Source organism: Catenuloplanes niger, from assembly GCF_031458255.1.
GTDB lineage: Bacteria > Actinomycetota > Actinomycetes > Mycobacteriales > Micromonosporaceae > Catenuloplanes > Catenuloplanes niger.
Window position 1 is genome coordinate 2,462,151 of record NZ_JAVDYC010000001.1, and the last position, 25,487, is coordinate 2,487,637.

The 25,487-nt window shown below is 73.9% G+C and carries 19 protein-coding genes, 1 tRNA gene and 1 pseudogene; 6 read left to right on the top strand and 15 right to left on the bottom strand.

The features are described 5' to 3' along the window. Positions 1-142: 142 nt before the first annotated feature. On the bottom strand, positions 143-1,441 hold the full coding sequence (locus J2S44_RS10625; protein ID WP_310411402.1) for an FAD-dependent oxidoreductase: 1,299 nt from the start codon (positions 1,439-1,441) through the stop codon (positions 143-145). Between the two features lie 77 nt (positions 1,442-1,518). Between J2S44_RS10625 and J2S44_RS10630 the strand changes: the two are divergent. Continuing rightward, a pseudogene (locus tag J2S44_RS10630) lies at positions 1,519-1,890 on the top strand (GNAT family N-acetyltransferase); the annotation flags it as partial. 686 nt (positions 1,891-2,576) lie between these two features. Here J2S44_RS10630 and J2S44_RS10635 read toward each other — a convergent pair. The 6 genes from J2S44_RS10635 to J2S44_RS10660 form a co-directional block, all read right to left on the bottom strand. Then, a complete protein-coding gene (locus J2S44_RS10635; RefSeq protein ID WP_310411405.1) occupies positions 2,577-3,620 on the bottom strand; it encodes a hypothetical protein in 1,044 nt (347 codons plus the stop codon). 66 nt (positions 3,621-3,686) lie between these two features. Next, positions 3,687-4,304 carry a CG0192-related protein gene (locus tag J2S44_RS10640; protein WP_310411408.1) on the bottom strand — a complete coding sequence of 206 codons (618 nt, stop codon included), beginning with the start codon at positions 4,302-4,304 and terminating at the stop codon, positions 3,687-3,689. A gap of 2 nt (positions 4,305-4,306) precedes the next feature. Continuing rightward, the gene (locus tag J2S44_RS10645) at positions 4,307-4,582 is read right to left on the bottom strand and encodes a hypothetical protein (protein WP_310411411.1); all 276 of its coding nucleotides are present in this window, start codon (positions 4,580-4,582) and stop codon (positions 4,307-4,309) included. A gap of 20 nt (positions 4,583-4,602) precedes the next feature. Further along, entirely contained in the window at positions 4,603-5,811 is a 1,209-nt protein-coding gene (locus J2S44_RS10650; protein WP_310411414.1) for a HEAT repeat domain-containing protein, read from the bottom strand. Between the two features lie 213 nt (positions 5,812-6,024). Further along, positions 6,025-7,038 carry a LacI family DNA-binding transcriptional regulator gene (locus J2S44_RS10655; RefSeq protein ID WP_310411417.1) on the bottom strand — a complete coding sequence of 338 codons (1,014 nt, stop codon included), beginning with the start codon at positions 7,036-7,038 and terminating at the stop codon, positions 6,025-6,027. 115 nt (positions 7,039-7,153) lie between these two features. Then, positions 7,154-10,042 carry a glycosyl hydrolase gene (locus J2S44_RS10660; RefSeq protein WP_310411421.1) on the bottom strand — a complete coding sequence of 963 codons (2,889 nt, stop codon included), beginning with the start codon at positions 10,040-10,042 and terminating at the stop codon, positions 7,154-7,156. Between the two features lie 174 nt (positions 10,043-10,216). On the opposite strand from J2S44_RS10660, the gene J2S44_RS10665 reads away from it, so the two are divergent. The 3 genes from J2S44_RS10665 to J2S44_RS10675 all read left to right on the top strand — a co-directional run bounded on the left by J2S44_RS10665 (position 10,217) and on the right by J2S44_RS10675 (position 12,068). After that, a complete protein-coding gene (locus J2S44_RS10665; RefSeq protein WP_310411423.1) occupies positions 10,217-10,987 on the top strand; it encodes a hypothetical protein in 771 nt (256 codons plus the stop codon). 216 nt (positions 10,988-11,203) lie between these two features. After that, on the top strand, positions 11,204-11,938 hold the full coding sequence (locus tag J2S44_RS10670) for a DUF7873 family protein (protein ID WP_310411426.1): 735 nt from the start codon (positions 11,204-11,206) through the stop codon (positions 11,936-11,938). 26 nt (positions 11,939-11,964) lie between these two features. After that, positions 11,965-12,068 (top strand) — tRNA-OTHER (locus tag J2S44_RS10675). A gap of 288 nt (positions 12,069-12,356) precedes the next feature. Here J2S44_RS10675 and J2S44_RS10680 read toward each other — a convergent pair. After that, the gene (locus tag J2S44_RS10680; protein WP_310411429.1) at positions 12,357-13,016 is read right to left on the bottom strand and encodes a cutinase family protein; all 660 of its coding nucleotides are present in this window, start codon (positions 13,014-13,016) and stop codon (positions 12,357-12,359) included. 168 nt (positions 13,017-13,184) lie between these two features. Between J2S44_RS10680 and J2S44_RS10685 the strand changes: the two genes are divergently transcribed. Continuing rightward, complete coding sequence (locus J2S44_RS10685) at positions 13,185-13,841, top strand: DedA family protein (protein ID WP_310411432.1); 657 nt, start codon at positions 13,185-13,187, stop codon at positions 13,839-13,841. Here J2S44_RS10685 and J2S44_RS10690 read toward each other — a convergent pair. From J2S44_RS10690 to J2S44_RS10700, 3 genes are read right to left on the bottom strand one after another with little or no spacing between them, the layout of a single operon-like run. Next, a complete protein-coding gene (locus tag J2S44_RS10690) occupies positions 13,822-14,466 on the bottom strand; it encodes a response regulator (RefSeq protein WP_310411435.1) in 645 nt (214 codons plus the stop codon). The two genes, J2S44_RS10685 and J2S44_RS10690, sit on opposite strands and share 20 nt — an antisense overlap. Continuing rightward, the gene (locus J2S44_RS10695) at positions 14,457-15,635 is read right to left on the bottom strand and encodes a sensor histidine kinase (RefSeq protein WP_310411438.1); all 1,179 of its coding nucleotides are present in this window, start codon (positions 15,633-15,635) and stop codon (positions 14,457-14,459) included. Before J2S44_RS10695 ends, J2S44_RS10690 begins: the two co-directional genes overlap by 10 nt. Positions 15,636-15,667: 32 nt before the next feature. After that, the gene (locus tag J2S44_RS10700) at positions 15,668-16,213 is read right to left on the bottom strand and encodes a MarR family winged helix-turn-helix transcriptional regulator (protein ID WP_310411443.1); all 546 of its coding nucleotides are present in this window, start codon (positions 16,211-16,213) and stop codon (positions 15,668-15,670) included. A gap of 80 nt (positions 16,214-16,293) precedes the next feature. Here J2S44_RS10700 and J2S44_RS10705 point away from each other — a divergent pair, with 80 nt between their 5' ends. Next, positions 16,294-16,776, top strand: a complete 483-nt coding sequence (locus J2S44_RS10705; protein WP_310411447.1) for a hypothetical protein — start codon at positions 16,294-16,296, stop codon at positions 16,774-16,776. Between the two features lie 1,234 nt (positions 16,777-18,010). Here J2S44_RS10705 and J2S44_RS10710 read toward each other — a convergent pair. From J2S44_RS10710 to J2S44_RS10725, 4 genes are read right to left on the bottom strand one after another with little or no spacing between them, the layout of a single operon-like run. Then, positions 18,011-18,562, bottom strand: coding sequence for a hypothetical protein (locus tag J2S44_RS10710; protein WP_310411449.1), 552 nt, complete (start codon positions 18,560-18,562; stop codon positions 18,011-18,013). A 30-nt stretch (positions 18,563-18,592) separates the two neighbouring features. Beyond that, positions 18,593-22,699: a TIGR02680 family protein gene (locus J2S44_RS10715; RefSeq protein WP_310411452.1), complete on the bottom strand. Its 4,107-nt coding sequence runs from the start codon at positions 22,697-22,699 to the stop codon at positions 18,593-18,595. Then, positions 22,696-23,883 carry a TIGR02678 family protein gene (locus J2S44_RS10720; protein WP_310411455.1) on the bottom strand — a complete coding sequence of 396 codons (1,188 nt, stop codon included), beginning with the start codon at positions 23,881-23,883 and terminating at the stop codon, positions 22,696-22,698. Before J2S44_RS10720 ends, J2S44_RS10715 begins: the two co-directional genes overlap by 4 nt. Then, a complete protein-coding gene (locus J2S44_RS10725; RefSeq protein ID WP_310411458.1) occupies positions 23,880-25,460 on the bottom strand; it encodes a TIGR02677 family protein in 1,581 nt (526 codons plus the stop codon). The genes J2S44_RS10720 and J2S44_RS10725 overlap by 4 nt, the downstream gene beginning before the upstream one ends. Between the last annotated feature and the right edge of the window lie 27 nt (positions 25,461-25,487).

Genomic DNA, 25,487 nt, shown 5'->3' on the forward strand with positions numbered 1-25,487 from the left:
TCAACACCGCTACGTAACTTCTCTGACATCTACGGGTTGCAGGGCCAGTGATCTCGGACATATTGGTCACGTCCCACCAGCGTGAATCCACATCGGGTGGCCGGACTCACGCCGTACCCGCAAATTTTTGAGTCTGTGGTTTTCAGGTCTGCGCGAGGCAGGCCCGCAGCATCTCCGCCCGGTCCGCGATCTTCGCCCGGGCCCGGCCCTGAGCGCGGCCCCGGGCGATCTCCAGAGCATCCAGCCGGCACCACTGCGGATAGGTGACGAACCGGACGCCGCGGCGCCCGAGCAGCGCCGGCACGCGCCCCGGGTCCGGCTCGGCCGCGAACGGCAGCGCGGGCAGGTCGGCCAGCATCGTCCGGACGATCCGGGCCGCGTCCACCTTGGTGTCCCCGATCACCCCGGACGGGCCGCGCCCGATCCAGCCGGCCACGTAGAAACCGGGCTCGCCGGCCACCCGGCCCTCGTCGTTCGGCACGATCGCGCGCTCCGCGTCGAAGGGCAGCCCCGGCACGGGTACGCCGCGGAAGCCCACCGCGTGGAACACCGCGTCGACCGGCAGCGTCACCTCATCACCCGCGCGCACGGTCGAGGCCAGCCGCACCGCCTCGACCCGGTCCCGGCCGAGGATCTCCGCCGGCCGCCGGTGGAACCGGAACCACACCCGGCGCGGCGCACCGGCCGGCGCCCGCCCGGACCACTCGCGCAGGATGTCGACCGCGCTCGCCCGCACGGCCGCGCCCGCGCCGGTGCCCGCCGGGTCCGCCACGTCGGCCGGGTCCACCAGCAGGTCCACGTCCGCGAGCCGGCCGAGATGGCGCAGCTCCGGCGGGGTGAACCGGACCGCCTCCGGGCCGCGGCGGACCACCACGTGGACGTCGGTGACCCGGCGCGCCCGCAGCACCGGGACGACGTCGTCCGGCACGTCCGTGCGTACCAGTTCCGGCACGCTCTTGACCAGCATGCGCACCACGTCCAGCGCCACGTTGCCGGCGCCGATCACCGCGACCCGCGGCCCACCGAGGTCCATCGCCGGCGGCCGGTCCGGATGCCCGTTGTACCAGGCGACGAAGTCACCCGCGGGCCGGCTGCCGGGCAGGTCCGCGCCCGGGACGTCGAGCCGCCGGCTCGCCGGCGCACCCGTGGTGACCAGCACCGCGTCGTAGTGACGGCGCAGCTCCGGCACGGTCAGGTGCACGCCGACCGTCACGTTGCCGAGGAACCGGACCGCCGGCCGCTCCAGCGTCCGGCCGAGCACCGCGGCCACCGACTTGATCTTCTGGTCCGGGGCGACGCCGTAGCGCACCAGCCCGAACGGCGCCGGCAGCGCGTCCAGCACGTCGATCGACAATTCCGCACCGGTACGGCACAGCGCCTCCGCCGCGTAGATGCCGGCCGGGCCCGCGCCCACGATCGCGATGCGTCGCACGTCATTCATGGACGAGTCTCCATACGCAGGACGGTAGACCCGATAACGGATGGCGGCGACGGCCCGCGCGGGGTGGGATGTGGCCCATGGAGATTCGCCAGATCACCGCGGACGAGACCGCGCGCGTCCTGCCGGTCCGGGCCTACGCGTTCGAGGCCACGCCGCTCGCCCCGCAGCGGGTCGAGGAGCTCACCCGGTTCATGAGCTTCCGCTCGCAGAACACCACGCTGGTCGCGGAGGCGGACGGCGAGGTGCTGGCCAGCGTCTCCGGCATCCCGATGCGGCAGAACGTGCGCGGCGTCGTGCACCCGATGCTCGGCGTGGCCGGCGTGGTCAGCAACCCGCTCGCCCGGCGGCGCGGGCACGTCCGCACGCTCATGCTCGACCTGCTGCGCCGCGGCCGGGAGGACGGCCGGCCGGTCAGCGTGCTGCACCCGTTCCGGGCCGGGTTCTACGCCCGCCTCGGATACGTGGGGCTGTCCGCGCCGAAGACCGTGACGACGCGGCCCGAGGCGCTGTCCTCGCTGCTCACGCTGGACCTACCCGGCGAGGTGCGGATGCGCCGGATCGCGGACAGCTGGGACGACGTGCTCGCGCTCCAGGAGCGGTTGATCGGCGCGCGGCACGGGTTCACCGAGTTCCCGGAGTACCGGCGGCACCAGCCCCGGGAGGACAATGAGCAGTGGCTGGTCACCGCGCACCGCGACGGCCGGGTGCTCGCCGCGCTCCCCTACCGGATCACCGACTACGGCGGCGAGCTGATCGGCGGCGTGCTGCTGCACGACGACGCGGTCGGGCGCGCGCTGATCCTGCGGTTCCTGGCCGGGCACGCGGACCAGGTCCAGACGATCACGCTGGTCGCCGCGCCCGCGGACCGCCCGGAGCTGTGGAGCACCGACTTCGCCGGCACGGTCACCAGCACGGTGGCGGTGCCGCACCCGGCACCGCCGATGGCCCGGGTGGTCGACCTGCCCGCGCTGACCGGGCTGCCGGCCGGCGAGGCGCGGGTGGCGATCACCGTGCCCGACGATCCGTTCGTCGGCGGCGGCTGGGAGCTCGACGGCGCGGGCGGCGCGCTGACCGTCACGCCCGGCTCGTCGACCGCCGACGTACGGCTGACCGCGGCCGGCCTGTCCGCGCTGGTCTACGGCGTGCTCGGGCCGGACGGGATCGAGGCGCGTGGGCTCGGCACGGTACCGGCCGCCGCCCGGGACGTGCTCGGCACGCTGTTCCCGCCCGCGGACCCGTGGGTGTACCTGGACTTCTGAGCGTCGAGCAGCGCCCGCATCGACCGGATCGTCGAGCGGATCTCCTGCAGGTACCGGTCGGGCGCGGTCGGCCCGACCGGTGGCAGCGCGGTCGACCGGGTGACGTCGAACCCGACGGTGTCGATCCGGCAGCCGAGCATCCGGATCGCCTCGCAGTGCTGGAACGGCACGTAGATCGGCGAGGTCACGATCAGGACCCGGTCGTCCGCGCGCAGGCTCACCCGGCCGGCCCAGAACCGGTACGTGTCCGCCGTGTTCGCCCGGCGCCGCTCCGGCTCGCTCGACGGCGCGGCGAGCACGTGCAGCCCGCGACCGGCGGCGGCGTAGTGGTGGACGGCGCCGGCCGGGACGTCCTCCGGCGCGAACGCGGTCACGCCGAACGCGCGCCGGACACCGGCGTGCATGGCCGCCAGCTCGTCGTGCGCGTCGCCCAGGCCGGGCAGCGCCCGCTCCGCCGCGGTCAGCGGCCGGAAACTGCCGAGCGCGGTCACCTCGGGCGCGGTCACGCCGCACTCACGCAGGAGGAACGCGGCATAGTGGGTGCGTTGCAGGCAGGCGCGACCGAGCCCGCCCGGGATGAGCACGTGGTCGTACCCGGGCAGCACCGGCGGCACCGGCGTCACCAGCCGCAGCGCCGTGGCCGCGTCCATGATCAGGCCGGCCGTCGCGTCGTCGAACGTGGGCGGCGGCACCTCGTACCGCTCCACCCGGCCGCGCCGGTAGTCCCAGTGCGCGCCGGAGAACGCGTCCAGCCAGTCGAGCAGCTCACCGACCGGGCCGTCCGGCAGCCGCCCGCCGAACGCCGCGACCAGCGCCCGCATCGGCTCCGACGACACCCAGCCGGCCGTCTCCGCCGCGATCCTGCGCGGCCGGAGACCGTCGTGACATCGGGGCACCGGGACCGGCGCGAAGCGGGCCATGCGTTCCCTCCACAGTGGTCAGGAGCCGCCACCCAGTCTAATGCCTGTCGATGTCCTCGAGGTCCGTCAGATGTGCGCGGCCGCCAGCGTGAACGGGACGTCCCCGGTTTCCGCAGCCAGCCGCTCCCGGTCCGCCGCCCACGCCGGGACCGCACCCGAGACGTCCACCACGCGCGCGACCGTCAGCGTCAGCCCGCCCGCCGTGATCACCGTCGGGTCACCGTCCCGCACGGCCGGACGCGCGTGCACCACCGGCGCCTGACTCGCCGTGCCGGTCCCCCGGGCCCGGCAGTCCGACGGGCGCCGCACGCCGTCCACGATCTCGTCCGCCTGGCCGGCCCCGGTCAGGATCGCGTGCGCCAGCGCGGTCGCATAGACCGGATCCCCGGCCGCGTCGTAGATCCACCGGGTGCCGAGCACCGAGTGCTCCATCGTGCCCAGCAGATGCTCGTCGGCCCCGGCCAGCGGCGCGCCCCGGTAGGTCAGCGGCACGTGGTACACCTCGCGGTGCCGCACCAGCATCGTCTCGACGCCCACCGCCCCCGCCGGATCGTCGAACCGGAACGCCGCCACCCGCTCCACCGCCGCATCCGGCTGCCCGGCGAACCAGGACCGCCCCGGCAGCCACGCCGCCAGCAGTTCGAGCTTCGTCGGTACGAGTCGCGCCTTGTGAAGGATCGCCATACCTAGACCCTAGAGAGAATCGCGTCGCGCGCCACGACCGCGTCGGTGACCAGCGCCTCGTCCGCGAGCGCCCGCCCCGGACCAGAGCCGATCCGATGTGCGTACCCCGCGTCGCCGGTGTGCGGGCCGATCAGCCGGACCGGCCGGGCCAGGATCTTCTCCAGCGCGGGCCGGGCGGCCGGTGCCGCGATCCGGCCGAGATGGTGGATCGCCGCGTTCCCGGCGTCGGACCACCGGCCGGCCAGGATCGGGCGGAGCGCGTCGAGCAGCACCGGCACGGCCGGCTCCGGGTCACCGGTCAGCCGCCACCGGGCAGCAGCACATCCGCGTGTGCGCGCAGCGGCCCGAGCGTGGTGATCGCCTGTGTCCGGCCCAGCGGGCCCGTCCCGGTCAGCGGCCGCTCCCGCAGCACGGGCAGCACCCGCGGATCGTCGAGCCGGGCCAGCGCGACCACCGCGTCGTCCACGCCGTGTGCGAGCGCCCGCGCCAGCGCGTCGGCGTGCGGCCGGGCCGCCTCCCCCGCCACCGCGAGCAGACCGGCCGCGTACGGGCGGACGAACTGATTGGTGTGCTCCACCGTGCCGGCCGCCAACGCCCAGAGCCGGTCCCAGGACGCACGCGGCATCACGATCGGTCCGCCGGGCCGGGGCAACCGGTAGCGACGCACGACCGTCGCCGCCGCGATCATCGCGGCCGGATCCGTCTCCGGGGTTCCCGCCTGCCGTGCCGCGGACGCGAACCGCACGGCCCGTTCCGGGCTCCGCCCCAGCCGGACAGCGAGCCAGTCGAGCCGGCCGTTCCGGGGTGACGCGAAGCGCGGCGAATCCGGCAGCCGCGACAGGCCGGGAACCCCGAGCAGACCGGCGGCGACGTCTCCGGCCACGTCGGGCTCTCGCGCGTCGTCCGCCGCAGGCGGCACGGCATCGGCGAGCGGGTCGTCCTCGCCGGACGAGTCCGCCGGGCCGGAGTGGCGGGCGAGGGCCGCGACCGCGGCGAGCCGGACCACCGGCTCGGGGTGGGACAGCCAGGCGTGGAACCAGGCGGGCGGGGCGGTGGCCAGGTCGTCCAGCGCGTGCAGCAGGTCGGCCAGCGCGGCCGGGTCGTGTTCGGAGCGGGTGCGGGCGAGCAGCGCCGCCGCCACGCCGGGCTCCGTGGGTCCTACCGCGACCAGCGTCCGCGTGACGTGCTGGCGGACCGCCGGATCGGGATCGCCGAGCAGCCCGAGCAGTTCCGGAACCGCGGTCGCCAGCGTCGCACGGGCCGTGCCCTTCGCGGCCGGCGGCCACGCCCGGTCGATGTGCCGGACGCCGTCGGCCAGCAGATCCGCGATCGCGGCCCGGTGCGGATCATGGGGAGTGAGGTGTTCCCGCAGGCCGGCGATCAGGTCGTGGAGCACCGGTTGCGGCACCAGCCACCACAGGTGCCGGCCGATCCGGGCGAGGGCGGCCGGGCCGTCGTGGTCGTGCCTCAGCGCTTCGAGTAGCGCCGCCACCGTCGCGGGAGTCACGGTCGCTCACGCTACCGCCACCGGGATCATGGCCGGCGCCGGCCGAGGAGCGCGCGGCCCGGGACGCGGGCCCGTGCGGCGACAGTCCAGGCCGGACACGGCGGGGGTCCTTGCGCCACGCGACCGGCAGGGAGGAGCCCCAGCGACGACCGGTGCCCGCGGGAGCATGCGGACTGGAGCCGCCGGAAGCGGGAAGATCCGCTTCTGAAGGGTTTACGCGGACTCGCGGACGATCAGTTCGGTGGGGAGCAGGACCGCGGGGCTGACCGGCTCGCCGGCCAGGATGATGAGCATCTGGCGGGCCAGCTGGCGGCCGAGGTCGACGATCGGCTGGCGGACGGTGGTCAGCGGTGGGTCGGTGAACTGGGCGATCTCGATGTCGTCGAAGCCGACCACGGCGACGTCGTCGGGGACGCGGCGGCCGGAGGCGCGCAGCGTGCGGAGCGCGCCGTGGGCCATCAGGTCGGAGGCGATGAAGACGGCGTCGAGGTCGGGGTCGGCGTCGAGCAGCGTGCGCATGGCGGCGGCGCCGGACTCGCGGGTGAAGTCGCCGTAGGCGACCCGCGGGAGCTGGCCGTCGGCCTCGACGGCGTCGCGGTACGCGGTGAGCCGGTCGACGCCGGCGATCATGTCCTGCGGGCCGGCGATGGTGGCGATCCGCCGGCGGCCGGCGGCGAGCAGGTGGCGCATGGCCGAGGAGACGCCGGCGATGTGGTCGACGTCGACATACGGCACGCCGCCGTGGTTCTGCATGGGACGGCCGCTGCACACGACCGGGATGCCGAGCCCGGACAACGCGGCCGGGAGCGGGTCGGCGCCGTGCATCGAGGCGAACATGACGCCGTCGACGTGGCCGGCCATCGCGTAGCGCTCGACGCGGCTGTGGCCGGCGGTGGAGCCGGCCAGCATCAGCACCAGCTGACGGTCCGCGGCCTCCAGCTCCTGGCTGACGCCGCGGATGATGCCGGGGAAGAACTGGTCGTCGGAGAAGACGCGGTTGGGCATCTCCGGCAGGATCAGCGCGATCGAGTCGGTGCGCTGGGTGACCAGGCTGCGGGCCGCCTGGTTGGGCACGTAACCCATCTCCCGGACGGCGATCCTGACCTTCTCCTGGATGTCCTCGGCGACCGTGGTGGAACCGTTGACGACCCGGGACACGGTGGCCCTCGACACGCCCGCCCGCCGGGCCACGGCCTCCAACGTGGGACGCTCCCGAGCCGCCGTCACGTGCGCACCCGCTCTCTGGGAAAGGAATCGTTTCCGCGCTGCCCGTGCAGCCTACCGGCCCGGCGCTCGCGCGGAGGTCCCGCCGGGGCGCGCCCGGCGGGACCTCGGGACAACCTCAGGACAGCGGCAACCGGATGATCGACTGGTTGCCGACGCCGAGCGTGGTGGCGCCGTTGCCGATCGCGTTCCACACCTCGACCCTGATCGTGCCGTTGCGCAGGTTGCCGAGCGTGCCGGCGGACGACGCCAGGCCGGCCGCCTGCGTGTAGTGCTCGTATCCGCCGACCGGGTCGGTGGCGAAGTACCGGTAGGTCTCCACCCGGTCGAACGAGCCGTCGCCGGTGAGGTCGTAGGAGACCCGCACCTGCGTGCCGTTGCCGACGTTCGGGCCGGCGTCCACGAACAGATCGAAAGCGGTGCTGCCGCCGGTGTACGTATTGGTGACGCCGGTCGCGGTGAACGTGACCGGGTTCCGCGGCGTGCCGTCGTAGTTGCCGCCGCCGGCCGAGCCGACCGACACCGTGCCGGTGCCCGCGGCGGTGCCGCTGAGCCCACCGCCGGAGATCAGGTACCGGTTGGCCGCGCCCGCGGGCGGCGGCGTGGTCGGCGGCGGCGTGGTCGGGCCGCCGGTGGTCGGCTGCGGGGTGCCGCCCCCGCCGCTGCCACCGGTCCACGACCAGGCGCCGGTGGTCACGGTCCGCCCGGCCGGCACCGTGATCGTCGTACCGGTGGAGAAGGTGACCGTGATCGGGCTGGAGTTGATGTTCGACGCCACGTACGTGCGCGCCCCGTTCTTGACGAACGTCGCGGTCAGCGGGTGGTTCGCGGAGACGGACGTGTCCACCGTGCCGAGCGCGGACAGGCTGCGCAGCCAGTGGAACGTGTGCGCCTTGCTCTCCCCCTCCTCCGACGTGAAGCCGCTGTTCGCCCGGAAGTTCGCCAGTGCCGTGTCCGGGCTGCCGAGCGCCTGGAACTCCCAGAGGATGTCCTGCCACACGGTCGGCGGGCCGCCGTTGTTGCGGACCAGCTCCGCGTAGTTGGTGTTCACGTAGGACGGCTGGTAGCCCAGGTAGAGGTGCCCACCGGTGATCGGCAGCATGTTGATGCCCTGGATCATCTCCGGCTCCGCGCTGAACCAGGTGGCGTACGCGCCGCCGCTGCCCCAGACCATGCCGACCGTGCTGTGCCCGAACGCGGCCGGGAAGTTCGTGTCCGACGAGTCGAACCAGTACTCCTGGATCGCGGCCGCCTGCGTGGTGTAGAGGAACACGCCCGCGTCGCGGACCGCGGTGTTGCCGGTGACCTGACCCCACTGGATCAGCGCGCCGGCGAAGTTCATGCCCTCGGAGCTGGACTCCTGGTTGTTGCCGGAGCCGAACGAGCCGTGCCCGGACGCCCAGTCGTGCCCCGCGTAGATGTCGAAGTCGCGCAGGTACGGGAAGCGGGTGTCGTTCCGGTCGTAGTTGTTCGCGTCCCGGATCAACAGGTCGATCATGCCGCCGTACTGGCCGGAGGACGCCCACGCCGGCTCGAACCGGGCGAGCGTCGCCGCAGCCGCGACGTAGTACCCGTAGTGGAAGTGGTGGTCGTTGAGCTCCTGGTCGGAGCCGTACGACGCGGGGTAGCCGATCAGCGTGCCCCAGTTCGCGTTGTAGTAGAACAGCGACTGGCTCTCGCCGGACGACGCGGTCAGCCAGTTGGTCAGCCGGGACTTGATCGCGGCGAGCGCGCTGTTGCGCACCGCCGTGTTGCCCACCTGGTCCGCGATCTCCGCGATCCGGGCCGCGCGGCCGAGGCCCTTGCCGGTCCAGTACGTGTCCGGCCCGCGGTTGTCCTCCGGGTTCGCCTGCGTTGCGGCGAGGTAGCTGTTCAGCGTGGTCAGGTCCGCACCGGAGTTCGCCACGCCGGGCACCTCGGGCAGGACGCCGCGGAACGTCATCGCGGTCCGGAAGCTCGCCGCGCCGGTGAGCACCTTCATCGCGCCGCGCGCGGAGACGTAGGTGTCCGTGATCGGCGTCGACCCACTCAGGTACTTCCACTGGTGCGGGTAGAGCGCGACCACGGTCCCGCTCGCGCTGCCCTCCCGCGCCGTGGTGGTGAACGCGTACGTGGTGCTCAGCGCGTTGTTGCCGCCCGGGTTGTAACTGTACGAGATCCGGGTGCCGGTCACGTGCGCGTGCGCGTAGGTGCCGTAGCCGCTCGCCAGCGACTGCTTCGCGGCGGTGGACGTGGACGACGTGGTCGGCAGCACCGCCACCGAGAAGTAGCCGCGGCCGGCCAGCGACGACGTGATCGACGTGCCGCTCACCGTCCAGGTCGCGCCGGACGGCGCGTACGCCACGTAGTCGCTGCCACCGGCCGTGAAGCCGAGGACGTTACCGCCGTTCGACCACACGCTCGGCGTGCCGGCCGTGGTCAGCTGCGCGTTGCCGCCGGTGACCTGGAAGTACGCGAACGGCAGCCCGTGCCCGATGGTGGCCTTGAGCGTGCGCGCGCCGTCGCTCCAGTACGGGGTGACGGTCCAGTCGCTCCAGCCGTCCACCTTGACGTCCGGCGAGTTCAGCCCGGCCACCCCGACCTGCAGGTCCTGCTGGTAGTGGTAGTGGTACTCGCCCACGCCGGTCGCGGTGCCGCTGATCGACGGCGTGGTGGTGTAGGACATGCCGAGCCCGCCGGAGAACGTGTCGAACGAGAGCGGGTGTGCGTGCAGCGGCTCGCTGTAGGCGCAGTCGGTGCGCTTGAACAGCAGCGACGACCACCAGTCGTTGGTGGGCACGGCCCCGGACGGCGCGTTGCCGGTCACGTACTGCCGGGGGTTCGTGGTGAGCGAGCCGCAGCCGTTCGGCAGCGCCGCGCCGGCCGGGGGCGTCTCGGTGTAGCTGCCGGCGCCGACCACCGCGGCGTCCGCGTTCGTGGCGACCACGAACGTGAGCATGCCGGACATGAGCGCGAGGGCGGCACCGGCGGCTATCGACCGCCGGCCGGGTCTCTTCTGGACGGGCATGGTGCACCTCTTCCTGGGCGGGCGACCGGGGAGCGCCGGTGCCACGCTCTCTGAGAGCGCTTTCACGGGGTGCGCACAAGAGTGACGGTCATCGCTGCCTCTGTCAAGAGAGCGCTCTCAACGTTGTGCATCGCCAAACTTCGATATGGTGGACGCCGTCGAAAGGGGGCGCGCGTGCGCAGCCGTACCGTCGCGGGTCTTGCTCTGGCCCTTGTCCTGTCCGGATGTTCCGGCGAGCCGGATCCCGCCGCCACCGAGGACCCCGCCCGGCAGGCCGCGCTGACCGCGCTCGCCCGCTCCGACGACCACCTGCAGACCGAGAGCTTCACGGTGGAGGTGACGTCCGGCGACGCGATGCGCACCACGAGCCGGATGGACGTGCCGAACCGGCGCGCGGAGTCCGCGCTGCGCCAGGCGACCGGCGAGGAGCAGTCGATGACGGTACGCACGCGGCTGCTCGGCGACGCGGTCTTCATGCAGATCGACGGCGTGCCGATCCCGGGCGTGGACGCCGCCCGCTGGATGCGCATCGACCCGGCGCGGATCCCGCCTGGCCGGGAGGTCAGCTTCGCACCCGGCCGCAACGACGCGGGCGGCGCCGACCGGGTGCTCGCCGCGATCACGGACGCGAACCGGCTGCCGGACGGCCGCTACAAGGGCACGCTCGACCTCGCCCAGGTCGGCACCGGCACCGGCCTGTCGTTCAGCACCTCGGACATCGCCGGCCTCGGCGACGCGGCCCGCGCGGTGCCGTTCCTGGCCACGCTGGACGAGCGCGGCCGCCTCACTCACCTGCAGATCGACCTGCCCGCGATCACCGCCGGCAAGGCCCCGATGGTGGAGACCCGCTACTCCGCCTTCGGTGAGCCGTTCGAGGTGGCCACGCCCCCGGCCGGCCAGACGGTCACGCCACCGGACTCGGTCTATCAGTACTTCGGGCGATGACCGGTCACCCACCCGGGCGACCAGCTTGAACGGCATCGGACTCGGCTCGAACACTGGACGTGAGTGAACCGGTGAGGGCGTGAGTGAGGGGTGCGGTCATGGGATATGACGTGCCGGGCTGGCTGGGCTGGGTGATCGCGGGCGTGGGCCTGCTGGTGCTGACGGCGAGCGCAATATTGCTCGCGTGAGGTTGCGGCCGTGGGTCATCATCATCGGGTGACCACGCTCAGCCAGATCATCGCGATCACCAAGGGAGTCAAGGCGCAGAGCCTGCGCGACTTCACCGACGCGCACCGCAACACGCAGAAGGCACCGCTGCTGTCCGGCATCTCCCGGAAGTACCGGCCGAAGGACGAGGAGGGCGAGCAGCTGCCGCCCGAGTCGACCCGCGTGCAGCTCTCCGCGGAGGACGTGCTGGCCGACACCGCGAAGACGCTGACCCGGCTCTTCGATCTGGTGCTGACGCAGGACACGGCGAACACGGTGGCCAAGGCGGACGTGGTGGTCGACGGGCGCACGCTGCTGCGCGACGTGCCGGTGACCTACCTGCTCTTCCTGGAGAAGCAGCTGGCCGACCTGCACACGTTCGTGGACAAGCTGCCCGTGCTGGACCCGGCGGAGAGCTGGTCGTTCAGCCCGGAGATCGGGGCGTACGCGTCCGACCCGGTGGAGACGGTGCGCAGCCGCAAGGTGATGCGCAACCACGTCAAGGCCGAGGCGACCAAGGAGCACCCGGCGCAGGTCGAGGTGTACACGGAGGACCAGCCGGTCGGCTACTGGACGACCGTGAAGCTCTCCGGCGCGCTGCCCGCGACCCGGGTCAAGGAGCTGCGCGAGCGCGTGCAGCGGTTGCAGCAGGCGGTCAAGTTCGCCCGCGAGCAGGCCAACACGTTCGAGGTGACCGACGTGAAGGCCGGGGAGGCCGTCTTCGGCTACCTGTTCGCACGGTAGATTCCAGGGACTCCCCGCTGTGGAGCGGCGGGGTGGGGTGCCCAGAGCGGCACCCAGCAAGCTGAGACTGAACGGATCAGGCTGAAACGCTGCGACGGTGACAGTGAAGGTTCGACTCCTTCCCCCGCGACAGACCACCGCGGGGTAGCCCAACTGGTAGAGGCAGCCCGAGGGCAACGTCAAGCTCAGACTCTTGCTCCAGGCTCAGCATTCGCCACCGATCGCCAGATCGAACGGTCGCGGAGTGACGCCACGTGATACCGGTTCGAGTCCGGTTCGCGCCTCCAACACGGCGCGGTAGCTCAATGGCAGAGCGCGATGGCTTTAGCCTCATCCGCGGCCTTAAACGCCACTGGCGTGCGCAATTGGGTGGTCAACGTGGGGGCCCCGGGTAGGGTAACCCGGGGCTCCGCCATCTCTACAGCTGTCCGGCGGTGAAGCCGACCGCGTCGTCCCGGAAGCCGGCGTAGTTGATGTGCGCGGCCAGGCTGGTCCCCGACTGGCAGAACCGGTCGTTGCGGTTGCAGTACGACTGGATCCGGTCGGCGAACCCGTCCAGCGCGCCGGCGCCGCGCGGGAAGACGCCCTGCCGGGCGCCGTCCGTGACGTTGAAGTCCTCGCCGCGGGTGAACGTGGGATCGCCGAAGAGCAGCACAGACGCGACGTTGCCGGCCAGGTCGCCGTCGAGCCGGGTCAGCGTGTCGCCGACCACGTCCGCACCCTGGGAGTAGCCCATCAGCACGATCCGCGTCTCCGGGCACTCGGCCGCGGTGGCCGCGATGTCCTCCTGGAGCTGCGTCACACCGGCCCGCACGCTCGCCGCGTAGTTGAAGTTCGCGGGGTAGTCGAGCGCGGTGGTGCGTACCGTCTGGGGAAGTTCGCGGGTCATCTGCTGCGCCAGCGGCGTCAGGACGACGCCGAGACCGGGGCGTTCCGTGGTGCCGCGCGCGCCGATGATCTCGACGTCGGCGCAGTCGTTCGCCGGTGCGGTCGCCGCGAACGCCATCGGTGCCGCGATCACTCCACCGCCGACGGCCAGCGCGCCCGCGAGGACCACGGCCAGCTTCTTGCCCTTCATCCTGATCTCCCATCCACCGGAAGTTATGTGAGCGCCGGTGCACAAAGATTTACGGAGCGAGAGCAGGGCGAGGTTCACTCCGAACGGGTGATACTGCGGTTTTCCGCAGGTCGACTGGGCGGCCCACCCCATTCTGCGCGGGCTCCCGAATTCCTACGGTTAGTCACCATGGCCATAACCAACGAACCGCCGATGGACGGGATCGCCGGCTGGGCGGTCTCGATCATGGAGACGCTCGGCGCACCCGGCGCCGGCCTCCTCATCGCGCTGGAGAACCTCTTCCCGCCGCTGCCCAGCGAGGTGATCCTGCCGCTCGCCGGGTTCGCCGCGTCGCGCGGCGACCTCAGCCTCGCCGCGGCGCTGTTCTGGACCACCGCCGGCTCCGTGATCGGCGCCGTGATCCTCTACTGGATCGGCGCGGCGATCGGGCGGGACCGGCTCCGGGCCGTCGCCGACCGGCTCCCGCTGATCAAGCTCTCGGACATCGACCGGACCGAGGCGTGGTTCGCCAAGCACGGCGGCAAGGCGGTGTTCTTCGGGCGCATGATCCCGATCTTCCGCAGCCTGATCTCGGTGCCGGCCGGCGTACAGAAGATGAGCTTCGGCCTGTTCCTGCTCTACACCTCGCTGGGCAGCGCGATCTGGAACACCGTGTTCGTGGTCGCCGGCTACGTGCTGGGCGAGAACTGGCAGGTCGTCGAGGAGACCGTCGGCGTCTACTCCAAGGGCGTGCTGGCGGTGTGCGCGGTGATCGCGGTGGTGTTCGTGCTCTACCGCATCCGCAAGCACTACACCACCAGGACCCCTACTCGCCCAGGTATCTGAGGACGGCCAGGACGCGGCGGCTGTAACCCTCCGCGTCCGCCAGGCCGAGCTTGTCGAAGATCGACCGGACGTGCTTCTCCACCGCGCTCTGCGACACGTGCAGGCGCGCCGCGATGGACGCGTTGTTGTGCCCCTGCGCCATCGCGTCCAGCACGTCCTTCTCCCGCCCGGTCAGCCGGGTCAGCGGGTCCGAGTGCGTGGTCCGGCGCAGCAGCTGCCGGACCACCTCCGGATCGAACGCGGTGCCGCCCGCACCCACCCGGGCCAGCGCCTCCAGGAACTCCCCCACGTCCGCGACCCGGTCCTTGAGCAGGTAACCGACCCGGGTCCCGTGGCCGGTGAGCAGGTCGACGGCGTAGCGCTGCTCGACGTACTGGGACAGCATCAGCACGCCGATCGACGGCCAGCGCCGACGGATCTCCACGGCCGCGCGCAGCCCCTCGTCCGAGTGCGTGGGCGGCATGCGGACGTCCGCCACCACCAGGTCCGGCAGGTGCCGGGAGACGGACTCGACCAGCGTGGCACCGTCGCCGACCGCGTCCACCACGGTGTAGCCCTCGTCGACCAGCAGCCGGCGCAGGCCGTCCCGGAGCAGTGCGGAGTCCTCCGCGATGATCACGCGCACGGGAGCACCACCCGCACCTCGGTCGGGCCGCCGACCGGGCTGATCACCGCGAACCGGCCGTCCAGCGCGGCCACCCGCCGGGCCAGGCCGGTCAGCCCCGCACCGGCCGGATCCGCGCCACCGCCGCCGTCGTCCGACACCCGGACCGTCATGGTCTTCCTCTCCCTCGTCACCACGATCTCGATGCGGGACGCGGACGCGTGCTTCACCGCGTTCGTCACCGCCTCGGACACCACGAAGTAGGCCGCGGTCACCACCGGCGCGGGCGGCGCGTCCGGCACGTCGTAGCGCACCGTCACCGGGATCGGCGCACGCTCCGCCACGCCGGCCAGCGCGTCCTTCAGGCCCAGCGTGTCCAGCGCGGCCGGGTAGACGCGCCAGGCGACCTCGCGCAGCTCGTCCAGGATCTCCCGGGACTCCGCGTGCGCCTGGGCCAGCAGGTCCGCGGACTTCGCCTCGTCACCGGCCGCGCCGCTGCGCCGGGCCCGGCCGAGCAGCATGCCGAGCGCGACCAGGCGCTGCTGGACACCGTCGTGCAGGTCCCGCTCGATCCGGCGGCGCTCCGCGTCCACCGCGGCGACCACGTCCGCCCGGGTCGCGGAGAGCTGCTCGATGCGCACGCGCAGCAGGTCGGCCGGGGTCGGGCCGAGGAAGCGGCGGGCGACGTTGCGCTCCAGCCGGACCACGCCGATCAGCCCCTGCACGCCGAGGAACAGCGCGAATCCACAGGCGACGGCGAGGTACGTGATGATCCACGGACTGGGCGGGATGTTGTCCGGGTAGCGGCCGGTCAGCCAGTACCAGACGAAGAACACGATCGTGCCGGCGCCGTAGACGAACAGCAGCAGGATGCCGCCGCCGAGCAGGCCGACCGGCCAGCGCACGCCGAGGTAGGCGAGCGCGCGCTCCGGACCGTACCCCCGGTAGGTCTTCGCCTCGGCGTCGCCGAACAGGCGATAGAGCCGGTGCCGCTCGAACTCGGCCAGCCACAGCACGGTGCGGGCCAGCCGGTGCATCGACGCCTCCCGCGCGGACGGCCAGGCCAGCGCCGGCGCCAGCACGATCCCCCCGGCGGCCAGCCCGGCCAGCGTGGCGACCGCGGTCAGCGCACCGACCGCCAGGCCCCAGACCAGACGCGCACTCGCGACGACCGCGCCCCAGATCCGCACTCATACAGGCTAATGGGTGCGGTTTTCCGCAGTCAGCGCTTCTTGCCCTCGACGCTGGGCAGGTCACCGAGCGCCAACAGCACCTCGCGCAGCGCGTCGGCCGCGGCGCGGGCCGCCTCCGGGCTGACCCGGGCCAGCACGGCGTGCTGCGCCTCGGCCTGCGCGCGCACCGCGGCCTCGGCGGTCGCCATGCCCTGCTCGGTGAGCCGGACCCAGGTGGAGCGGGCGTCGCGATCATCCGCCTCCTTGACCACCAGCCCGTCCTCCACCAGGCGGCGGAGCAGGTTGCTGGTGCCGCCGGAGGAGAAGCGCAGCCGGTCGATCAGGTCGACGGGCCGCAACCGATACGGCTCGCCGGCGGCCCGGAGCACGGACAGCACCTCGTGCTCCGCCTTGGTGAGCCCGAGCGCGGCCAGGCTCGCATTGGTCGCCTCGTGGATCAGGATGCTGAGCCGGGAGGCGCGCTTGCACAGCTCCAGCTCGACGCCGGCGAATGTGGGCAGGTCCGCCCGCCACGCCTCGACGAGCGCGTCGACGGCGTCCCGGCGTGCGGTGGCCTCGTTCACGAGGTCCAGCATACATTTCCTCTTGCATCGCGAAAGCTTTGCGGATAGCTTTTTGAAAAGCTTTCCGGGTTCACCTGAGGGAGGGGTAGCACATGATCGTCCTCCGCAACGGCCACGTCATCACCATGGATCCGCAGCTCGGCGAGCTGCCCGCGACCGACGTGCTCATCTCCGGCGGCCGGATCGAGGCCATCGGCCCCGAGCTCCCCGCCGAGGGCGCCACCGAGATCGACGTCCGCGGCGAAGTGGTGCTGCCCGGCTTCACCGCCGGTCCGGACACGTTCCGCCGCCTGCGCGCCGCCCTGCGCACCGAGCGCGCCGCCTGCGCCCCCGCCGCCGGCACCGCCCCGGTCACCGAGGCCGCCACCGAGACGCTGCGCACGGCCACATCCGGCTCGCTGAGCGTGGGCCAACGCGCCGACATCGTCACGCTCGGCGGCCTCGAGCACGTCATGGACCTCTCCCGCCTCGCCGGCGCGGTCATCACGTCCCTCGGCCCCGACGACGTCCGCACGGTGCTGATCGGCGGCCGCGTCGTCCGCGGCGGCCCGGCCCTCGCGACCACGGCCGCCTGAGGACCCAACGGATCAAAGCCCTTCTTCCCGCTTCCGGCGTGGTCGCTCCGGGCTTGCTCCCGCGGGCACCGGTCGTCGCTGGCGCTCCTCCCTGCCGGCTCCGCCGTGCTCACCTCAACCCCACACCCGGCCACACCACCGGCAGCCGCATCCGGCGCCACAGCGGCGACCGCACCGGCATCGCGGACGACAGTCGCTCCGATTACCACAGGCGGCGGCCGCATCGGGCATCGCAGGCGGCAACCGCACCGGCGGCCACAGGCGGCAGCCACACCGGGCAACCACACACCGGGCGTCGCGGACGGCAACCGCTCTGGCGACCACAGGCGGCAACCTCGCCGGGCATCGCAGGCGGCAACCGCAACCGGTAACCGCAGGTGGCGGCCATTCGGCATGGCCGGGTAGCGGTGAAGTTCGCATGGCCGGGCAGCGGCCGGCGCCGATCGCCACGGATGCCGCCGCCGGCGGCTGAAGATACCGGCTACTGCCGCGCGCTGCGGATCGTTGCCTTGCCGGACGCTCCTCGCCCTCCGCGGGCGAGCCAACCCGCAGGGCTCGGTGATGATCCAGGGGGAACGTTTCAGCAGCCGCGGGACTTCGTGCCCGAAATTTCCGCATAAAGGCGCCAGATAGGTGCTTGCCGCGCCGGATGATGCCGCTGTGCCGCCTGGTCGTCGCCACGACGGAACCGGTCACGCCTGTCGCCGCGACGGGATGGACCGGCTCGACGTGCAGCCGACCGACGGCGATCCATCACGTCCACCGGCGCAACAGGACCGACCGGCTCCACGCGCAGCCGACCGGCCGCGATCCATCACGCCCACCGGCGCAACAGGACCGACCGGCTCCACGCCCAGCCGACCAGCTGTGATCGATCGTGCCCGCCGTCACGGCGCAACCGCTGGCTCGATGCGCGTCCCGGCGACGGCGCTCGACCGTATCCGGTGCCGCGGCGGGACCGGCCGTGTCCGGTGCCATGTCCGGGGTGATCGGCTCGGGGGGGCGGGCCGGCCGGTGGTGGGCCGGGGTCGTCGGGTCAGGTGCGGAGAGCATCTCGGTGGGGGTGGCCAGCAGGTGTCGCGCGTCGTGATCCGGGTCGGGCCGAGGCGGGGTGGGGTGTGGGCGGTCTGGACGGGCCGGCCACGGAACCGGCAGGGAGGAGCGCCGGCGACGACCGGTGCCCGCGGGAGCAAGCCCACCGTGACCACGCCGGAAGTGGGAAATCGTCTTCGGTCTAGGAGTTTTTGATCGTGCGGGCGGTGGGCAGGCCGGCGGCGGTGAGCAGCGCGGATTCCAGCCGGGGGTCGACGGCGGCGTGCTGGGCGAGCAGGTGGGCCAGCGTGGCCGGCGGGAGGGTGGCGGCCACGCCGGCGAGGCGGCGGATCGTGGACTCCGGCGACTCGGGCTGCCGGGCCGGGGCCTCGCCGGGCGCGGTGGTGCCGGGTGTGGTGTCGGTGGCGGGATCGTCCAGGGTGTCCGGCAGGGTCGCGTCGGGCGACCAGGGGAAGGCCTCGTTGAGCGCGGCGACCACGACGGCGACCAGGTGCACGCAGAAGTTCTCCGGGCCGGCCGCGACCGTGCCGCACTCGCAGCGGCCGGTCAGCGTGCCGTCGACGAAGCCGGCCCAGGCCCGCTGCGGGGCCGGGCTGTCCTGGCCGACGGTGCCGAGCGCGCCGCCGGAGTGCGGGCGCAGGTCGTCCAGGTCCTCCGCGACCGCGTAGGCCACGTCGAGGATCTCCGGGGCCACGTCGGCATGCAGGGAGTCAAAGTCGATCAAGACCACCATGTGGCCCAACGTACCCGCTCAAACTTGTGTCTATTGCGTCCTGGGCTCGTCGGCGGGCAGGAAGTCCTGGCCGGTCCAGACGAAACGGGCGGTGGTGACCGCCTCGTCGCCGTCCACGTCGCCCGCGATCAGCTGGTGGATGGCGATGCCGTCGACCTCGGAGTACGTGCACCACTCCTGGTCGGAGGTGAGCATCAGGTCCAGGTCCAGGCCGGTCAGCACCTCCATCAGCTGGCCGCGGTTCATCTGGTCGACGCCGACGAACACCTCGTCCAGCAGGATCAGCCGTGGCGCCTCCGGTGCGGCCCGGTAGTGCGCGGCCGCAGCCGCGAACAGCGGCAGGTGCAGCACGATCGCCTTCTCGCCGCCGGACTTCGCACCGTGCTGCTTGCGGGTGACCGGCGCCCACTCCTCGCCACCGGAGCGCATCTGCACCACGAACCGGTGCCAGCGGCGGTAGTCGAGCACCTCGCTGAGCTGCTGGTCCCAGCCGGTCGCGGCGCCGGTGGTACGCAGCTCGTCGATCCGGGCGCGGAAGAAGTCGTGCAGCACCGTGCGCTCGTCGTCGGAGAGCGTGGACGGATCGGCCATCAGCAGGTCGCGGGCCTGCTTGAGGCCGGGGCCCAGCTCGGGGTTGACCTCCCAGACCAGGCGCACGCCCAGGCCGGAGACCGTGCGCACCTGCTCCAGCTGCGCGCTGACCTGGCGGACCAGGCCGGTCGCCTGCCGGATCCGCTCGGCCACGTGCCGCCGGGTGTCGCCGATCAGCGTGCGGTCGAAGAGCGTGGCCTCCTCCTCGCCGAGGCGGGCGCGGGTCTCGTCGCGTTCCGCCGTGACCCGCGCGGCCAGCTGCCCGGGGCTGATCCGCAGGCCGTCCACGGTGGCCGAGACCACCTGCACGTCGCACTGCTCGTCGGCCTCCATCGCGAGGTCGGCGTAGCCGGTCAGCGACTCGCGGATGGTGTGCAGCACGTCGGCCAGCGCGCTCTCGTCCTGGCGCAGGTGCCGCGGGCCGTGCGGCAGCCGGCCGCACTCCTCCGCGATCGCGCGCGCGGCCTGCAGCGTGGCGGTGACCGCGCCCAGCCCGGTCAGCCGCGTCTCCAGGCCAGCGTCCGGGCCGAGCAGCCCGGCCAGCCGGGCCAGCCGGGCGACCGCCTCGTCGCGGTCGGCCGTGGCGGCGTCCCGGGTGCGCTCCGCGGCCTCGGCGCGCGCGTTCAGGTCGCTGATCCGGCTGATCAGCTCGTCGTGGCGGGGGCGCAGCGCGCGCTCGTCCCGGCGCAGCGTCTCGGCCCGCGACCGCAGCACGTCCACCTGGTCGAGGACCGCGCCGAAGTCGCTGCCGACCGCGCCCTCCACCGACTCCAGGCGGGTCTGCGCGGCCTCGGCCTTCTCGCGCGCGGCCGCCAACGTCTCCTCGGCCTCGGCCGCGGCGGCCGTGGACCGGGTCGCCGCCTCCTCCGCGTCGGCCAGCCGGTCGGCCGCGGCGTCCCGGCGGGCGCGGTCGGCCAGCCATCCCTCGCCGGCCTGGCGCAGTGCACGCAGCGCGTCCGCGAGCTGGTCCAGGTCACCGGCCGTGGTCGGCAGGCTCTGCCGGGAGCCGGTCAGCGTGAGCTCGCGCAGCGTGGCGCGGGCCGTCTCGTCCGCCGCGGCCAGGTCCGACTCCGCCTCGGTGAGCTGGTCCTGCAGCGCGGCCAGCCGCAGCTCCGCGCGCTGCACCACCTCGAGCGCGCGGGCGCCGTCGGCCAGGGACGGGCGGGCGGCCGCCTCCGCGTCCAGCGTGGCGCGTTCGGTGCGCAGGCCGGCGATCGCCATCGCGACCTTCTCCCGGGCCGCGTCCAGCGTGGCCAGTTCGCCGGCCAGCTCGGCCAGGCGGCGCTGGCGGGCCCGCTCGCGCGCGTCCGCGCCGAGGAACTCGGCCTCCGGCTTGGCCCAGCTGCCGTACGCCGGGCCGAGCCGCCAGGTGCCGTCCGCGCCGACGCCGGCGCCGAGCCGGGGCGCGGTCTCGCCGTAGCCGATCGCGTTCAGGATCTGCCGGACCACGGTGGGCGCGACCGGGGCCGCCTCGCCGCGCTCGACCGGCGCCACGTCCAGCACGGACAGCAGCGAGTCGCCGGCCGCCGGGACCGCGCCCATCGACGCGACGAACGAGTCGTGGCCGTCCGCGGCCAGCCCGATCGAGCCGTCCGGCCGGATCCACGCGTCCAGCAGGCCGGACGCCTGCAGCGCGGCCTCCACCGCGGCCTGGGTGGCCGGCGGCACGCCGTCGTGCCAGGCGACCACGCGCCAGAGCGGCGCGCCGGGACGGTTCGCGTCGCGGGCCGCGGTGCGCTGCGGCGGCGCGGCCGGGTCGCCGGGCGGGCGGCGGGTCAGTGCGGCGTACTCCGCGGAGAGCGGCGTGCGCTTGGCCAGCAGTTCACGGTCGCGGGCCATGCCGGCGGTGTGGTCGGCCGCGATCCGCTCCCGGACCTCCGCGATCACGTCACCCATCAGCGCGGCCAGCGCGACCTCGTCCGCGCCCAGGTCGGCCAGGACCGGGGCGACCGGCGCGACCGGAAGCACGGTGCAGGCGGACGCCCAGGCGGCGATGCCCTCCCGGTGGGTGGCGACGCGTTCCTCGTACGCCTGACGGGCCGCGGCGAGCGTGGCCTGCACGTCGTCCCGGTCGGCCGCGCGGGCCTCCCGGCGGGCCGCGGCGCGTTCCCGCTCGGCGGCGGCCCGGGCGTGCGCCACGATCGCGGCGCGGACCTCCTCGACCTGGCCCTCGCGGCCGAGCAGCACGCCGCGCAGCAGCGCCCGCGCCTGGTCGATCGGCTCGTCCGCGAGCGGCTCGACCAGGCCGGCCAGGCCAGCGCGCCGGGCCAGCGCGCTGGTCTCGTGCCAGGACCGTTCGACGGCCGCGGACGCGGACGCCAGCTCGGTGCGGCGGGTCTCGGCGCGCTCCGCGTCGCCGGTCGCGTCCGCGCGCCGGGCCGCGCCGGACGCCTCGGCCGCGGTCGCCGCCCGTTTCGCCTCGCGCAGCGCGGCCCGGAACCCGTCCAGCTGCTGACCGTCGCGGTAGGCGGCGCTGTCACGCAGGCCGCCGATCGCCTCCTCGGTCAGTGCGACGTCGCGCTCCAGCTCCTCGCGCCGCGCGGTCACCTCGGCCAGCTCCGCGACCGCGGCCGCGTGCGCGTCCCGCTGCCGGGCCGCCTCGCCCGTGACCTCGTCCAGTTCCGCGTCCGCGTTGATCAGGTCGGCGGCGCCGCGGCGCAGCGCGCGGCGCGCGTACTGCTGCTGGCGCTCGGCCAGCCGGGTGGCCGCGTCGACCTCGGCGTCCAGCGCGCTGAGCCGTTCCCGGCTGCGGTCCAGCCGCTCGAAGCCCTCGGCGATCTCGGCGAGCCCGGCCGGGTCGAGCGGCGGCAGCGCGCGGGAGAGCACCTCGGAGAGCGCGTCCGGGTTGAGGTGCTCGGAGAGCTTCGGCGTCCGCAGCTGCAGCAGCGTGGCGATCAGCGCCTCGTACTGCGAGTCGGACAGGCCGCGGAAGACCGCCTCGCGAACCGCGCGCCGGTACGGCTCGGCGCCGGGGTGCACCGCGCCGTGCCCGTCCAGCGCCGCCGCCAGGTCGGCCTTGGTCAGCGGCACGTTGCCGGCCTTGACCAGCGAGAACCCGCCGGGCACACCGACCCGGGAGCCGGTGGTGAAGAACGTCGCGTCGACGGTACGGGTGTTCGACGACGCCGCGAGCCGGGCGCCGCAGGTGAACCACTCGGCCGCGCCGTCCGGCCCGGTGCGGCCGAACTCCAGCCACACGTAGCCGACCCGGGTGGTGTGCGGGTAGCCGTCACCCATCAGGTTCCAGTGCATGGTGCGCTCGGAACCGCCGAACGTGGACAGCCGGGACGGGCGCAGCGACGCGTCGAACAGGAACGGCAGCAGCAGCTCCAGCGCCTTGGACTTGCCGGTGCCGTTCGGCCCGCGCAGCAGCAGCCGCCCGTGGTGGAATGTGAAGACCTCGTCGAAGTAGCGCCACACGTTGAGCACGCCGGCCCGGGTCGGCGCCCAGCGGTCCGAGCGCAGCTGGCCGGCCAACTGCCGCGCGACCGCGACCGCGAACGGGTCGTCGGACGGCTGCTGCTGGGGCAGGGTCAGCAGGGTCATCGCGCCCTCCGGGGCCTCGGGGTCTTCGCGCCGGCGGCCGGCGCGGCGGCGTATCGGGCGGCGGCCGGGCGGGCACCGATCCCGTTCTCTGACCGAGCGATCAGGTTGAAGCGCTCCAGCACGGCCAGCGCCTCCGCGAGCAGGCGCTGCGCGCCGCCGTCGGAGCGGTAGGTGCGCGCCCACCCGGGCAGCTCCGCGAACCGGGCGGCGATCTGCTCGGCCAGCGCCGCGTGCGGCACCGGCTCCGGGTGCGCGGCCAGGACCGAGTCGAGCAGCAGCAGCGCGGTCTGGCCGGGCACGCTGTTCTCCGCCGGGAAGCGCTCGTCGGTGGCGACCGCGTCCGGGTCTATCGCGAGCATGCCCTCGGCGCGCTCCTCCAGCTGGAGCCCGGCCTCCTCGACCGCGGCCCGGACCGCGCGGCGGCCGGGGGCACCGGTCGCGTACGCCCGCTCCGCCTCGGGCAGCTCGTCGAAGTAGACCACCGGGTCGTCGAGCAGGCGGCGGACCAGCGAGTGCCGCAGCCGGTCCGCGTCGTCGTCGTAGCGGTCCTCGCGGACCAGCGCGGGCAGGTCCGGGCCGGGCAGCCGGGACGGGGACTGCGGCGCCGCGAGCAGCCGGGCCAGCCGGGTCGGGTCCACCCGGTAGAGCACCTTCGCGTCCGCGTGCTCCAGGTAGGCGTCGGTGCTGCCGTCGGTCGCGGTGAGCACGCCGAACCGTTCCAGCAGCAGCAGCGCGTCCACGTAGGCGCGCCGGTCCTCGCGGCTGGCGCTGTCGAACGTGGGTATCGCCGGCTCGACCGCGGTGGCCTGGGCCAGCCGCCCGGCCAGGATGCCGATCGTGGTGACCTGGCCGGTCAGCAGCTCGGCGGCGAGCACGCTGAACAACGCGTACCGCCGGCGGTCGAACGGGTCCTGGTTGCCGCGCAGGCGGCGGGCCGGCCGGGTGCCGTCCGGGCGTGCGGAGACCTTCGCCAGCCGGGCGTAGCCCTGCCGGGCCTCCACGGACAGCCGCCAGCCGGTGTGCTCGTCGAACCACGGCACCAGCTCGGCCGCGTGCCGGGCGACCAGGAAGAAGTCGTCCGGGTCGGCGGCGCGGGTGAGCAGCGGCCGGGCCAGCAGCGCGCGGATCGCCTGGGCCCGCTCGGTGCCGCGCTGCCGGTCGAGCTCCGATCGCAGATCGGTCACGCCGTCGCCTCGCGGCGGAAGTCGGTGCGCAGCGGGACCGGCGCGGCCTGACCGGGGCGGGACTCGCTGATCGAGACGATGAAGTCCGGCGCGACCAGCACGCCGCGCGCGGTGCGCAGGTAGGCCAGGTGGTGGTCGGGCGGCGGGAGCAGCACCACGACCAGGCGGCCGTCCGCGGTGGACGCGCGCCGCTCGCCGTCCCGGGCCGGCACGGTCAGCGCGCGGGCCAGCAGCTCCAGCAGGCGGGAGAAGCTGCCCTGGTCGAGCCGGGCGAACGCGGACAGCCGCACCGGGCCGGGCGTGGCCAGCCTCGACCACGCCTCCTCCAGTTCCAGCCGCTCGCGCAGCGCACGCTGCCGGCGCTGCTCGCGGATCTCCGTGGTGTCCCGCACCCGCGCGGTACGCGAGACCCGGTCGGACTGCCCGTGCGTGCGCAGCAGCGGCGAGACGTGCACGCCGGGCGCGCGGAACCAGGACGTGCCCGGCCCGACCGCGGTCGGGTCGTCCGGCGCCAGGTGGGTGTGCCGGGCGGACCACAGCCCGGTCGCGGCCGCCCACAGCTCGTGCGCGGCCTCGTCCGTCTCCGCGGCGGAGAACCAGCGGGCCAGCGCGCGGAAGTCCGCGGCCGGGCTGGACCCGCGCCGGCGGCTGTCGCTGAAGCGTTCCAGCGCCCGCATCAGCGACACGATCGCGCCGCGGGCGGTGTCGGACAGGTCCTCGACCCGGGCGCGCCCGCCGTCGGCCGGCCGGAACCAGTCACGCAGCCCGGCCCACCGGGTGGCGCGCCGCTCCAGGAAGCGCGGCGCCGGGTCGGCCTGGCCGGGCAGTACCGGCAGGTCCGCGCCGCGCAGCGCCCGCGCGTGCAGCGCCTCGACGCCGTGCTCCTCGACCCGGGCCACGGCCTCGGCCACGGTGAGCCGGCGGGTGTCCAGGTCGGTCACGAACTCCGTCAGGTACGCGATCGTGGCCTGCTTCAGCTCCTGGAACACGGCCGGGTCGGTGCCCTCGTCGCGCAGCAGGCGCTGCAGCCGGCCGGTGAACCGGACCACGCCGGACCGCAGCTCGGTGAGGTGGCCCTCCAGCTCGGCGAGCGCGGTGTGGATCCGCCGGTCGTCCGCGCCCTCGTCGCCGAGCAGCGCGTCCAGCTCGCCGAGCCGGGCCGCGATCGCGTCGAGCACCGAGGTCTGCAGCGCGCCGGAGCCGTCCAGCAGGTCGAGCGCGTGCAGCAGGCCCTGGTACGCCGCCTCGCCCTTGCGGCTCAGGGAGTAGTGCAGGTTGCGCCGCTCGTACTCCGCGGCGGAGGCGTAGTGCGCGGCGTGGTTCTGCGCGCGGTCGACCAGCCCGTGCTTGTGCAGCGCGCCGAGCGTGTACTCCAGGGACTCGTCGGAGACCGGCTCGTACCACCCGATCTCGGGCAGGCCGGCCAGGACCTCGTCGAACGTCAGCGCCGCGCGGAGCCGCTCGGCGGCCTCGCCGAACACCTGCATGACCGCGGTGTGCAGGTCGGACCGCTCGGTGGTGGTGAAGGCGAACATGTCCGCCGGCACGCGCCGGAAGGCAGGGCGTGCGTCGCTCACCCGCGTCCCCTCCTCCGCCGGTGCCTA